Origin of the sequence: Chloracidobacterium sp. (assembly GCA_016711345.1) — a bacterium.
Taxonomy (GTDB): Bacteria; Acidobacteriota; Blastocatellia; order Pyrinomonadales; family Pyrinomonadaceae; genus OLB17.
In genome coordinates this window covers 1,236,126-1,248,608 of the sequence record JADJTD010000001.1, presented here as the reverse complement: position 1 = coordinate 1,248,608, position 12,483 = coordinate 1,236,126, and the positions used below count along the sequence as shown (strand labels likewise).

11 protein-coding genes and 1 tRNA gene are annotated in these 12,483 nt (G+C 49.9%); 6 read left to right on the top strand and 6 right to left on the bottom strand.

Annotated elements, in window-relative coordinates:
* On the top strand, positions 1–459 hold the full coding sequence (locus IPL32_05090; protein ID MBK8465186.1) for a hypothetical protein: 459 nt from the start codon (positions 1–3) through the stop codon (positions 457–459).
* 267 nt (positions 460–726) lie between these two features.
* Positions 727–1,647 carry a gamma-glutamyl-gamma-aminobutyrate hydrolase family protein gene (locus tag IPL32_05085; protein ID MBK8465185.1) on the top strand — a complete coding sequence of 307 codons (921 nt, stop codon included), beginning with the start codon at positions 727–729 and terminating at the stop codon, positions 1,645–1,647.
* Here the strand turns inward: IPL32_05085 and IPL32_05080 are convergent.
* From IPL32_05080 to IPL32_05060, 5 genes are all read right to left on the bottom strand, one after another.
* A complete protein-coding gene (locus IPL32_05080; GenBank protein ID MBK8465184.1) occupies positions 1,644–2,486 on the bottom strand; it encodes a DUF1003 domain-containing protein in 843 nt (280 codons plus the stop codon). The genes IPL32_05085 and IPL32_05080 overlap by 4 nt on opposite strands.
* Positions 2,487–2,516: 30 nt before the next feature.
* Complete coding sequence (locus tag IPL32_05075) at positions 2,517–3,638, bottom strand: carboxylate-amine ligase (GenBank protein MBK8465183.1); 1,122 nt, start codon at positions 3,636–3,638, stop codon at positions 2,517–2,519.
* 86 nt (positions 3,639–3,724) lie between these two features.
* Entirely contained in the window at positions 3,725–4,057 is a 333-nt protein-coding gene (locus IPL32_05070) for a PilZ domain-containing protein (protein ID MBK8465182.1), read from the bottom strand.
* Between the two features lie 180 nt (positions 4,058–4,237).
* Positions 4,238–4,531 (bottom strand): hypothetical protein, encoded by a 294-nt coding sequence (locus tag IPL32_05065; protein MBK8465181.1) that lies wholly within the window; start codon positions 4,529–4,531, stop codon positions 4,238–4,240.
* A 534-nt stretch (positions 4,532–5,065) separates the two neighbouring features.
* Positions 5,066–5,659 (bottom strand): hypothetical protein, encoded by a 594-nt coding sequence (locus IPL32_05060; protein ID MBK8465180.1) that lies wholly within the window; start codon positions 5,657–5,659, stop codon positions 5,066–5,068.
* Between the two features lie 755 nt (positions 5,660–6,414).
* Here IPL32_05060 and IPL32_05055 point away from each other — a divergent pair.
* Positions 6,415–7,548, top strand: coding sequence for a cystathionine gamma-synthase (locus tag IPL32_05055; protein MBK8465179.1), 1,134 nt, complete (start codon positions 6,415–6,417; stop codon positions 7,546–7,548).
* 57 nt (positions 7,549–7,605) lie between these two features.
* A complete protein-coding gene (locus tag IPL32_05050; GenBank protein MBK8465178.1) occupies positions 7,606–8,586 on the top strand; it encodes a serine/threonine-protein phosphatase in 981 nt (326 codons plus the stop codon).
* Positions 8,587–8,603: 17 nt separating this feature from the next.
* On the opposite strand, the gene IPL32_05045 is transcribed toward IPL32_05050, so the two are convergent.
* Positions 8,604–9,080: an NfeD family protein gene (locus IPL32_05045; protein ID MBK8465177.1), complete on the bottom strand. Its 477-nt coding sequence runs from the start codon at positions 9,078–9,080 to the stop codon at positions 8,604–8,606.
* A 144-nt stretch (positions 9,081–9,224) separates the two neighbouring features.
* On the opposite strand from IPL32_05045, the gene IPL32_05040 reads away from it, so the two are divergent.
* Both IPL32_05040 and IPL32_05035 read left to right on the top strand, forming a co-directional pair.
* A tRNA-Leu gene (locus IPL32_05040) sits at positions 9,225–9,311 on the top strand.
* 48 nt (positions 9,312–9,359) lie between these two features.
* Positions 9,360–12,425 (top strand): carboxypeptidase regulatory-like domain-containing protein, encoded by a 3,066-nt coding sequence (locus IPL32_05035; GenBank protein ID MBK8465176.1) that lies wholly within the window; start codon positions 9,360–9,362, stop codon positions 12,423–12,425.
* Positions 12,426–12,483: the final 58 nt, after the last annotated feature.

Below are 12,483 nucleotides of genomic sequence, written 5' to 3'. Positions count from 1 at the left end.
GTGAAGATCGAAGAAAAAATTCGCGAAACGCTTTCCGACGATTGGCTTCCGCACGTTTATAAAACAAAGGTGCGGCTACAGCGGACTCGTTCGGTACATCTCAACATTGCCGCGCGTGAGAATAAAGCTGAAATACTATATACGCTTCTTGGCATTGAGCTAAAGGTCGGTCGGCGCCGGTTTTCGTGTCCAGATCTGGCGACTGCGAGATATTTGCGTGTTTTTGCGCGCATTGGATGTCATGACTTTGCGATTCCCTACGACATTACACAAATATCGGGCATTGCCGACGAACTGGAGACGTCATGGCAACGATCGCTCGTTCTCGCCGAAGGGAAGCCGTCAAATCGGACCGCGCTGGTAAAGGCTTTGCGCTCAGAAGTCAACGCCTATGGTCCCGGCGACCCGATGCCGCTTTTTGACCGGGAGACCAGACAACGAAAGGGAGAAGATGGGTAAAAAGCCATTTCCAACCCCGAAAAAGCCATATCTGAACCTCAAAAAGCCACTTCAGAAGCCCAAAAAGCCACTGAAAAAAACGTCAGCGAACGATGCATGATACTCCCCATCATGGTTTTCCGCGTATAGGATCACCCGTTCCCATTACGATGCCCTTCATTGCCACCTATAACTCTAGTCACCAAATCCTGCTTTGTGTTCGAGAAATTGATGGTATAATCGGAAAATACGCCTAGTTTAGGCGTGTAATGTAGATTTAACATAGCTATGTACGATGCAGTAACAAAGGTAACCGAGCCCGAAAAGCTTCCTTTTCCGTATAACAAGAGCACGTTTTGCCGTTACGAGCCGATCGAGAAGCGGATCGACTATGCAAAGGTCTTGATCGTCAACGATCTGCTTAGGTACGAGTCCGACCTGTCCGAACTTGCCCACAAAGACTGGAACGGCACGACCAAAAGCAAGCTTGAGTTCGAACGCAAGGTTTCGGGCATGGCTTGCAACAACATTGCAAAAAACGTTTTGCGGCTAGTAAAAAATCCCAAAACAATGACCGTGCATCTCTCAGAGATTGCCGACGCAGCGGAAAAATTTGCTCCGGATGCGATCGTGATGAGCGGAACGTTTGCCGATTTTGATTATTACAATCCCGACCACATAGCGAGCTTTAAGAAATTCATCCAAGAGACAAAAATTCCTGTGCTTGCGATCTGCGGTGCGCATCAATTGGTCGCAATGGCATTTGGGGCGTCGCTTAAAACGCTTGACGATCTAGACCTCGATAAAAAACGCACCGACCGCGTGGTCGAGTATCAATACCGCTTTGTAAAGATCGTCGATAAAACGGATCCGATCTTTGAGGGTAACGATGACGAAAGATCGGGCATTTGGCAGGATTATACAAAGCAGGACGACATCTTGCGCGTCTGGCAAAATCACGGTGTTCAGGTCAACGGACTGCCAAATGGATTTAAGCTTCTTGCCACTTCATATCTCTGCAAAAATCAGATGATGGTCAAGAAATCCGAAGACCAGCTTATTTACTGCGTTCAATTTCACCTCGAAAAATCATTCGAGGACTGGTCAAAAAATCCGACCCGCTGGGAACACCCGAACGAAAGCCGCGACGGCCGCGTTTTGTTTGAGAGTTTTCTTAGATTGGCTCTAGAGCACGCACACGCTGACTAGCCTTTATTCAACACCTTTTCAAGATCATCTAATTTTCTCGCCAAGTGTTCGTGGATGTGATCCACTTTTTCGTGAAGGTGTGAAATTTCCATCTCGGCTTTGATGTTGACGTCGTATTCGATGTCGGCGCGGATCTTGTCTTTTGCTGCCTGACGGCTTTGTGAGATCAAGACAAAACATGACAAGAAGATCGCTTCGAGTGAGACGATCATTGTGAGCAGGCCAAAAGGGAACGGATCGAACTGCTTATCGGGCGGCGGAATTGTGTTTGCAAGTATCCAGAGCATGAACCAAAGGCCGTTGATGATGAGAAACTGCATACTGCCGGAAAACCAGGCGATCCAGTCTGCAATACGCTGCAGCGTGGGCAGCTTTTCTTCCATCTCATCATTAACATTGCGCGACACGCGCGTGCGTAGCAGCTTGTCAGCTTCGCGCATCATGTCGCCCATCGCTGTGAGCATGTTTAGAGCGGCGTCGGGTTTTTTCTGAAAGAGAAGCAGCAGGTCATCGCGGTCGAGAACGAATAGTTCTGTATCGGTCATTGCAACCGCAGTCGCCGAACGTGGGCGATTATCAAGCATCGATATTTCGCCAAACAGATCGTCCTCTCCGGCAACTTTCAGTACGATCTTTTGCCCAGCCTTGTCCTTGATCGACAGCTCAACCTTGCCGAAATTTACTATGTAAAGACAGTCGCCAAGATCACCCGCGCGAAAGATTATTTCTCCGCCAGCGATCTTTTCCGAATCGATCACGGCGGCTAGTTCGTTAAGCTCGTCTTCGTCGAGGAACTCAAAGAGTCTGACCGTGGATAGATCTTGAGCATTACAGGGCATTGTGGTTTAAATTACTGAGATATCGGCGGGCTAATCAAAGCACTTCTCGGGTACATTTTCGAGCGTGTTCTTCATCAGCATATCGACGACGGCGTTAAAATCACCGCCCGATTCTTCGAAAACACGCAACTGTTCATCTGCCGAAGTGCCGCGTTCGAGTATCGTATGAATATGATTGATCTCGTCGCGTGAGCCGAGCGGATCGACGACCTCATCGACAAAATCGAGCAACTCGCGGATCAGGTCGCGTGCCGGAACTTCTTTTTGTTTGCCGAGATCGAGCATCATTCCGTCGAGGCCGTAGCGGATCGCCCGCCATTTATTTTCGAGGATCAAACGTCGCTTATAGATGCGAAATCCGATATTGCCCTCATTCAGCACCATCAATTTTGCGACGATCGCCTGAAACAAAGCGGCGATGGCGATAGTGTCGTCAACGCGCGTCGGGATATCGCAGATGCGAAATTCGAGCGTCGGGAACAGGTGATGCGGCCGTACGTCCCACCAAATTTTTGAGCCGTTCTGGATACAGTTCATCTTGACCAAGAGGTCAACGTAGGCTTGAAACTGCGGATACGATTCGAAGGTGTCGGGAATCTCAGTGCGAGGAAATTTCTTAAATACTTCTGACCGATACGATTTCAGCCCGCTGTTGTGTCCCAGCCAGAAAGGCGACGACGTTGTCAATGCCAAGACATGGGGCAAGAAATAACGTGCCGCGTTCATTACCTGAATACGTTTCTCGAGATCGGGTATCCCGACGTGGACGTGTAACCCGAAAATCAATAGCGAGCGGGCGACCATTTGCAGTTCGTCAACCAGCAATTTATACCTGTCGCCGTCGTAGATCTCCTGCTCCGACCATTTTGAAAATGGATGCGTCGAAGCCGCGACGATCGCCATTCCCTTTTTCTGTGCAAGCCCGGAAATGATGCAGCGCAGCGTGGAAAGATCCTCGCGCGCTTCTTGAATATTGGCGCACACGCCGGTGCCGACCTCGATCATCGACTGGATCATCTCAGGCTTGATCTTTTCGCCGAGAAGCATTTTGCCTTCTTCGAGGATCTCGGAAACATGCGACTTCAACTCGCGCGTCTCAGGATCGACTATCTGAAATTCTTCCTCAATGCCTAGGGTAAATTGATCGAACATAATTTTTATGAGTCTTGAGTCGCTAGTCTTAAGTAAGAACTCTCAGTCTTTCTCAAGACTCCAGACTTTCGACTCCAGACTAATTCTTACATTAGTGCCAGTTCCTGCCGCAGAATGCCTTCGTCACTCTCGTTTAGGTCCTTGAATCTCACACCGACGCCGTGGCCGGGATCGGAATAGACGACGACGCCTTTGAGGTCTAGTTTCTGGCCGTTGATGCTGATGGTCATCATGATAGGCATACCTGTATCGAGATCGGCGGTCGTGGTCATATACATACCGCCAACCCCAATGTCGCGCGTATTCGCGATGCCCGTTCCGTCGCCGCCGTCAAACCGCACATCGACAATCAGCTTCTTACGTTCGGACGTCCGCCTCTCCGATGGTGAAACCGCCTCACCCAAATCTATCTCAGCCATATTTTTCCGCCTGTTTTAGAAGAATAAACTATTAACCCAACGAATTCCAACAAAAACTTTGCTTCACATTCTAACCCAGATCGCCGTCGATAGTGAATAGTGAAAAGTGAAAAGTGAAAAATGAATAGTGAAGAGATTCCTCCTCTCCAACACTATTCACTGTTCGTTATTCGTTATTCGTTATTTACCCGCTTTCCCGATGATCACCGTTTTGTTTAGTTCGAGCCGCATCATACCTTCGCGGTCGATCTCGATTGCGTGAAACAGCACCGTCCGGCGAATGTCGAACCCGAAATTTCTGCAAAAAGGGCTCATATGGACGGTTCGGAGATTATGTTTGCCCTTCTGTTTTACCGGAAAGGAGTTCGTGTGTTGCGGGTCACCGGGCTTGAGGCCGATCACTCGCCTGTTCTCCTCATACATCAGCTTCACCGCCGCCGGCGAGCCCAAACCCTCATACGCCACCTTATTCATATGAAGCACGCCCCGATTATTCAACGTCACCCTAGCCTCATCCGCACCGACCTTATTCGGCCTCCCCTGAAACTCCGTCCATATCTCTGTCTTATGTGTTCTCCTTTGTCTTTTGTGTAAAATTGGAAATTATCCGTTGAGTATATTTGCACAGCTGCAACACGCTGTCAAGTGCGAAGTTCCAGAATGTCGCCTTGTCAGAACCGGGAGCGATAGCGACTGGGTTCTTCGGTTTTTTTGATCTGCGGCTCCGCCGCCTCACAGTGCGGTTAGGCTTGCCTGACCGTTTGGACAAAATCCCCGCGTCGCGTCAGCAACGGCTAAATCTTTCGGGCTTAGCCCAATCGCCAAGCGGAAAGGCTATGCCTTTCCGTGAAGGTGCTATCTAGCATTTGCGGCTATGCCGCTTCGCACTGCGGTTAGGCTTGCCCGACCGTTTGGACGCCCAGAATATTTTCTCCCCCACTTCTCCCGCATCCTGAGACCAAGCTCGGCCTCAGGATCCGGGAGAAGTGGGGAGAAAAGGAATGGACTTCACGCAAGTGTTGCAAGCGCGCGTTCATTTAAATCTTTAAGCCAATTGATTGCAATCAAGACGCGCGAAGCGATAACAATGAATTCATTTACCAGCATGTCCGTAGAGTGCGGAATGGCAGTCCATGCCAAAAAACTAGCCCTGTAATTATTGTCATTAGCGTGAGCTAAGTCGCCATATAACATTGTGTCTATCATCTCGCGACGGGTAAGGAATTTACCCTTTTCTTCAAGCCGAATTTCGTGCGTATCATCTAAGTATTCATTTAATGTTTTTCGAATGTCTCGAAACTCCTCGCGGATATCTTCAGGTAATAAGATACTGGAATAACAAGATTGAAGATTTCCGATGGAACACTGGTCGTTATTCTGAAGAAACATTCGAAGCGTTAAAACGAACGCGTCAATGGATTCGGCATCTGGTCCTCGTCGCTCGCTAGTCACCGTAAACAACCCGTCGTCACCTCTCTTTCCTGAAATGCTCAATCCAGTGTCAGTTTTCTGAACAATTTTGGCAAAACTTAGGGAATTAAGCTTTTCCGCCTTAAGATTAAATAACTCCAACTGCTTTTTGATTTTGATTGCGTCACTCATTCTATGCGCCTTCAACAAGTTTAATTTCGTCGGGGGTTAGGTCGTAGAGTTTATAGACTGCGTCGTCGATGGTTCGCTCCAGCGAATCATAACAGGAGATGTTTCACCCGTTGCTGGCGCGATGCGGATAATTTTACAACAGCTTTCCGTGGGTTGAAACTCACGGCTACATTCATTCTTGCCGCTGACGCGGCAAAAGGCGGAAACGGTGACGAGATAGAAGTGACCGATTCGGTGAATTCCACGCGAATCCGTTGACGAGATTGGGGTTGCCGATTCGGTGAAAACAGTGAATTCGGTTGACGAGGTTAGCACTGACGGATGCCAAAATATGAGCGACGCTGGAGTGGAGGGTTGAAACTGGTCCTTGGCAAAATGGCACTAAAAAGGCGGTTTTAAAGATGGCTTTTTGGGGGTCTCCGATGGCTTTTTAGGGGGTCTCCGATGGCTTTTTGGGGTCATAAGATGGCGCTTTTTCTCCGCTTTGACGATAAACCATTGCAGATCATACATTTAGCATAGATTCACGGCTTTTTTGACGCAGGAAGGCCGTTATCGTCTTCTATCCACATCCTCGTCAATTACATCCGGCATTATCATCATTATTTCACTTGTCGCGCACCTGAAAAACGGCATTACGTTCAAGTTGAGTGTAACGCCCTTACTCACGTGGGGGCTTTCGCATAAATCAGCGAGATTCGTTAGCCCTTTCCTGTCCAAAGATATAAAATCTATTACAGATAAATTACGTTTTTATGGGTTTTTCAACAACTGCTATACACGCGGGCAACGAGCCTGACATTGCCACGGGAGCGGTCAGCGTTCCTATTTACCAGACATCGACCTACGCCCAGGAAGGGCTTGGGCGGCATAAGGGTTTCGAGTATGCTCGTACCCAAAATCCGACCCGTTCGGCACTCGAAAAGAACATCTCGGCACTCGAAAATGCACGGTTTGGCTTTGCGTTTGCGTCGGGAATGGCGGCTATCGACACGACGCTAAAGCTTGTAAAATCCGGCGATCACGTTATTCTCGGTGACAACACTTACGGCGGTACGTACAGGCTTTTTAGCAAGATCTTATCGAACTACGGCGTCGAATTTGACCTTGCTGATACATCGGATGTTACAGGGCTTGAAAGTGCATTTAAACCGAACACAAAGATGGTCTTTGTCGAGACTCCGACCAATCCGATCATGACCATTACCGACCTAAAAGCCGTCTCAGATATGGCCCACGCAAACGGTGCCAAGGTCGTCTGCGACAACACGTTCATGTCGCCTTATTTTCAGCGTCCGATCGATCACGGCGTCGATATTGTCGTGCATTCAACGACAAAATACCTGAACGGACACTCGGACAGCGTCGGCGGTTTTATTGCCTTAAATGACGAAAAGGACGCCGAATGGATAGGCTTTGTCCAAAACGCCATTGGAGCGATCCTTTCACCGTTCGACTCGTTTTTGGTGCTACGTGGAACGAAAACGCTTGCTGTTCGGATGGAAGCTCATGATCGTAACGGCCGCGTGATCGCAAATTTTCTTGCCGAGCATCCAAAGGTGCAAAAAGTCTATTATCCCGGCCTTGTATCTCATCCGCAGCATGAATTGGCAAAACGCCAGCAAACAGGCTTCGGCGGGATGGTCTCATTCGAGACAGGCTCGTTAGAAAATGCGAAAAAAGTGCTCGAAAGCGTCAAATTATGTACTCTTGGCGAGAGTCTCGGCGGTGTCGAAAGCCTTATTTCGCACCCTGCTTCTATGACTCACGCATCGGTTCCAAAGGAAACTCGTGATAAACTTGGCATTACCGACGGGCTCGTAAGGATCTCGGTCGGCATCGAGGACGTTGAGGACATTATTGCAGATGTCGATCAGGCTCTTTCATAATCCTGAGTTAAATTTTGACTCACGACTCACGACTCTATAAACTCTTGACTGGTAAATATGTTCACTGTTGAGATACACGCAACCTCACATATCGGACGCGTCCGAAAGGGAAATGAGGACAACTATTTATTGCTCAACATTTCCGGAGCAAAGGCATGGACAGGTTCTCAGGACGACGGTGAATTTGTTATCGAGAGCCAGCAGTTTGACGTTGACGAGAACGGTATCGTAATGGCCGTGTCAGACGGCATGGGCGGAGCACTCGCGGGCGAGGTAGCCAGTACGATGGCCGTCGAGACCGTAAGCGAAAAGCTCCTCGACGAAGACCCGGAAGAAACCATTGCCGCCGATACCATCGATCATCACCTTATCCACAAGCTTCACAGCGCGACGGTTTTTGCTAATTATCTCATTCATCAACAGGGACGCAGCGACCCGCAGTTTCAGGGTATGGGAGCGACGTTTACCGGCATGGGCATAACGCCGAAAGGCGCCGACATTATCCAAGTCGGCGACAGCCGTGCTTATCTTGTGCGTAACGGCAAGATATATCAGGTCACAAAGGATCAATCGCTTGTTCAGCAACTGATCGACGCAAATCAAATCACTCCCGAAGAGGGGGAGACTCATACCCTAAGAAATGTGATCTTGCAGGCGCTCGGCGCTCAGAATGAGATATATCCGGTTTCGGCCCGAGTAACGCCGCATCGGAACGACGTTTTTCTGCTTTGTAGCGATGGGCTATCAAATAAAGTTCCGGCAGCAGAAATGCAGCGGATCGTTGTCGATAATTTCGATGAGCTTCAAAATGCCTGTGTTGAACTGGTAACAGAAGCCAATAAAAATGGCGGCGAAGACAACATCACGGTTATCGTCGCAAAATTTAGTGGTGAAGGCCTGTCAGAACCGATTGATGATGAAGTTAAGCTGGAATTTTTAGAATTTGGAGAGGGCCTTCATGACACAGCAAATCCAGATGATATAGACACCGCAGAGAACCTAGATATAACAGAGACGGCAGACAGTCCGGACAAATAAATACTTCAAAACTTAGATCATTGCGTTCGCCATTCGGGCAGTTCGTCTCGGACTCGCCGGACGTAGAGCGACGAACCTTTAACCTCGACCACCTCAACTTTCTCACCCGCAGTCAATGCTGTTTCACCATCGATAGGAAATGCTGTCCATGTCGATCCGAAGACCTTAACTGCCGCTTCGTTCAATGCTCCATTGCTTGCCGTTGAAACCGTTCCGATCTTGCCAGGCAGAGAATCGACGCCGGACTTCATTGCGTTGTTGTCTCCATGCGGAAAGTACTTTGAAAAGATCGTGCGTGACATCGCCGTAAGTGCGATCGACACAACCGCAAACGCCGCAAACTGCCACGCCAACCCAAGTCCCGCAAATGCGACGACCGCCGCTGCAAACGCTCCGATGCCAAACCAGAGAAGTACAAACCCAAGCGTAAATGTCTCGGCAATAATTAACCCAACCGCAAGCACAAGCCAAAGAATCCAAGCAATTTGATCCATCGCTTTCAATATACACGAATTGGCGTGGCAAGTCTTGAGTCTGGAGTCTTGAGTATGAAGTCTTGAGCTTCCTACTTAAGACTCCAGACTTAAGACTCTCGACTCGCGCCTTAGATGCCAAACGTGATAATCTCAAAATCGCGTGCTGGGATGGCGGAATTGGTAGACGCCCAGGACTTAAAATCCTGTGCCTTTAGGGGCGTGCGGGTTCGATTCCCGCTCCCAGCACCACCTTTGCTCGAAAAGAGTACAACCTTTCAACCCTTAAGGAGAAAAGCTATGTTGTCGTTTACACGCAGGCATCTCGTCATCGCCATTGTGTTCTCTTGCTGCGCGGTTTTTGCACTGGCAAATTTCAGCTCGATCGGAAAAGCATATGTTGATAGTGCGATAGTAGTGCCTAAGACAGCGGCACGAGTTGGCGGCATTTCGGTCTCGTTGCCACATGTTAATGCGATGCCGGGAATTGTGTTGATACCAATTACTGTTGGAGATACAACGGGGCAGGGCATAATCTCCTATGACCTGAACATCGATTTCAATCCTGCGATAGTGCAGCCTGCAAGTCCCGCGTTTGAACAGGCAGGAACGTTGAGCAGCGCGATGTCCATCACTCCAAACTCGAACAATCCTGGACACCTTATTGTTTCAGCTTTTCAGGCGGCGAATTTAACAGGCGCTGGAACATTGTTGATATTGAGATTTAACGTGATCGGAGGTGCCGGACAATCGACAGCTCTGACTTTTGCGGATTACACCGATCCGGGCGGTATTTTCCATCCAGGGTTTGTGTTCAATGAAGGCGATCCGACAGTTTCGCTGACAAACGGCAGTGTAGCAATACCGAGCGATCCAACTCCGACCAGCACAGTTACCCATACTCCGACGAATACCAACACGCCTACAAACACACCGACTCCGCCTCAGTATCAGATATTCGATATTGGCGTTGTACAGTCGGGCGACGGTGCGTCGCAGGGAATGGGCGTTTCACCGGGCGGCCTTGCGGTTGGGCGTTCGGTTCGAACGGGTGGAGCACAGGCATTTACTTATATCGGCGGAGCGGGCATTGCCGGACTTCCAAATCTCGCGGCTCGTCCGTTCTGTGTTTCAAATTCGGCAGCCGATACGGGAATTGGTCATATCGTTGGAACGTGCTCGACGACCTTATTTGGTACGAGCCGTCTGCCGACGATCTGGCAAGGCGGAGCGGTTTCGCAACTGCCGTTGCCGTCGGGCGAGACACTAGGTGACGCCTATGATATGAACTCCTCGATCATTGCTGTCGGGTCGGTGGGTAGCGGCAGCTTTCAACGCGGAGTTATTTACAACGGAGCAACGGCTACCGTCATTTCGCAAACAACCTCGAACGGCAGCTTCTTTACAACGGCGTTCGGCATCAATGACTCGAACCGCATTGCGGGCATCGGTATCGACCCCAACAACGCCGCACGTAATGTCCCGATGGTCTATGACATTGGAGCAGGCTCTGCGATCGACATCGGTGCATTGTCCGGCTTTAACGGCGGCATCGCGTTCGGTATCGGCAACGGCGGACACGTTGTTGGTTCGAGTATGTTAAATCAAGGTTCAGGCCTGCCGTTCATCTGGACTCAGGCCGGAGGTATGGTTGCGATCCCGCTGCCTGACGGAACTACACAAGGCTCAGCAAGAGGCGTCAATACCGCAGGCTGGGCGGTCGGAACCGCTTCGTCGGCATTTGCGATACCATTTCTTTACACAGGCTCAGCGACGTTCAGGCTTGCCGATCTCATCCCGTCCGGCACTGGCTGGGACCTCTCAACCAACACTTCCTCATCCGCAATGGGAATCTCCGACAACAACATTATCGTCGGAACCGGTGTTCTCAATGGTGCGGTTCATGCTTATGCGATGGTTCCGGCTTTCCAATCCACACCCACAAGTACAGCAACAGCCACAGGTACGGTGATAAATACCGCAACTGCAACGGCAACTGGGACCGTGTCATTCGAAACAACGACGCCGACACCGACGAATACGTCGACAGCAACGAGTACACTAACAAACACGCCGACGGCAAATCCAACGATGACCATTTCGCAAACAGGAACACCAACACCGACGGCGACAAACACGCCGAGGCCAACTGATTTTGGGACTATGACGCCGACATTTACGTCAACTGCGACGCCCTCGGCAACCCCCGTCATTACGTTCAGCTCGGCAACGTATATCGAGGATGAGTCGCAGATTGCGATAATCTCGATAACCAGGACCGGCAATTTATCGGGTACAAATGTAGTTGCTTTCTCTACTGCAGATGGCACGGCGACGGGAGGAGCGTCTTGCAGCACCGGCGTTGATTACATCAGTGGCAATGGGCAGCCTGTAACCTTTTTTCCGAACGATCAGACGGTGATTGTCGTGGTCACGATCTGTGGTGATTCAATCACCGAACCTGACCAAACTATCAATCTTTTGTTGAGTGGGGCAAATCTCGGCTCGCCTTCGACAGCTGTGTTGATGATAAATGATACGGCATCGACCTTCCGCAGTACGACTCCTGTTGTATTTAATCAAGGCCAACCGGCCGCACCTTATCCGTCGAACTTAACTGTTACTGGCGGTCCGACGCAGATCGGGTCGATGCGTGTGACTTTGTACGATTTTACGACTACTTCGGTGTCTGTCCGCAACACGCACTTTCTGCTAGTAAGCCCCTCAGGACAACATTTTGTTTTGATGGCCAACACCGGCGGAACTGCAACTAATGGACTGGCAACTGTAAATTTTACCGACACCGCCGGACAGATAGTTCCTAACAATGCTTTCCTTGTGACAGGAGATTATGAACCGACGTCTTTGGGAACGGTTCCGATCTTTCCATCACCGGCACCGTCGCCGCCGTACAATCTGCCGGGCGGCACGGTTGGAGGCACGGGAACGCAAACGCTATTAGGCAATTTTGGCGGAACGAACTCGAATGGCGTTTGGAGTTTGTACATACGGGACTCAGGTAATGTGTTCGTTCCAAGCGGCTCTGCCGGTGAAATATTCGGTGGTTGGGGACTTGAATTCTTGCCATCCACGGCGGCTGGCGCTTCGATCTCTGGACGTGTATTAACTGCCGACGGTTTCGGCATACGCAATGCGAAGGTTGTTATTAGCGGCAACTCGCTTAGCGAACCGCTTGTCGTGACGACGGGATCATTCGGGTACTTCACATTCGACGGACTTGCGGTCGGCGAGACGTATGTTGTGACGGTCAATTCGCAGCGTTACAGATTCAGCACGCCAAGCCGAGTGATCAGTCTTATCGATAATGTGACTGAAGCCGATTTCGTTGCCGATCCTTTGGAATGAGCGTTCTCGACATTGATTAAAAGAAAAAGGCGGCTTTCGGGCCGCCTTTTATCATTAT

Excerpts from the sequence above, each read along its gene's own strand:
- IPL32_05085 (MBK8465185.1), top strand. The coding sequence starts at position 727 with ATGTACGATGCAGTAACAAAGGTAACCGAGCCCGAAAAGCTTCCTTTT.
- IPL32_05055 (MBK8465179.1), top strand. The coding sequence starts at position 6,415 with ATGGGTTTTTCAACAACTGCTATACACGCGGGCAACGAGCCTGACATT.
- IPL32_05080 (MBK8465184.1), bottom strand. The coding sequence starts at position 2,486 with ATGCCCTGTAATGCTCAAGATCTATCCACGGTCAGACTCTTTGAGTTC.
- IPL32_05035 (MBK8465176.1), top strand. The coding sequence starts at position 9,360 with ATGTTGTCGTTTACACGCAGGCATCTCGTCATCGCCATTGTGTTCTCT.
- IPL32_05075 (MBK8465183.1), bottom strand. The coding sequence starts at position 3,638 with ATGTTCGATCAATTTACCCTAGGCATTGAGGAAGAATTTCAGATAGTC.
- IPL32_05045 (MBK8465177.1), bottom strand. The coding sequence starts at position 9,080 with ATGGATCAAATTGCTTGGATTCTTTGGCTTGTGCTTGCGGTTGGGTTA.
- IPL32_05050 (MBK8465178.1), top strand. The coding sequence starts at position 7,606 with ATGTTCACTGTTGAGATACACGCAACCTCACATATCGGACGCGTCCGA.
- IPL32_05065 (MBK8465181.1), bottom strand. The coding sequence starts at position 4,531 with ATGAATAAGGTGGCGTATGAGGGTTTGGGCTCGCCGGCGGCGGTGAAG.
- IPL32_05060 (MBK8465180.1), bottom strand. The coding sequence starts at position 5,659 with ATGAGTGACGCAATCAAAATCAAAAAGCAGTTGGAGTTATTTAATCTT.
- IPL32_05070 (MBK8465182.1), bottom strand. The coding sequence starts at position 4,057 with ATGGCTGAGATAGATTTGGGTGAGGCGGTTTCACCATCGGAGAGGCGG.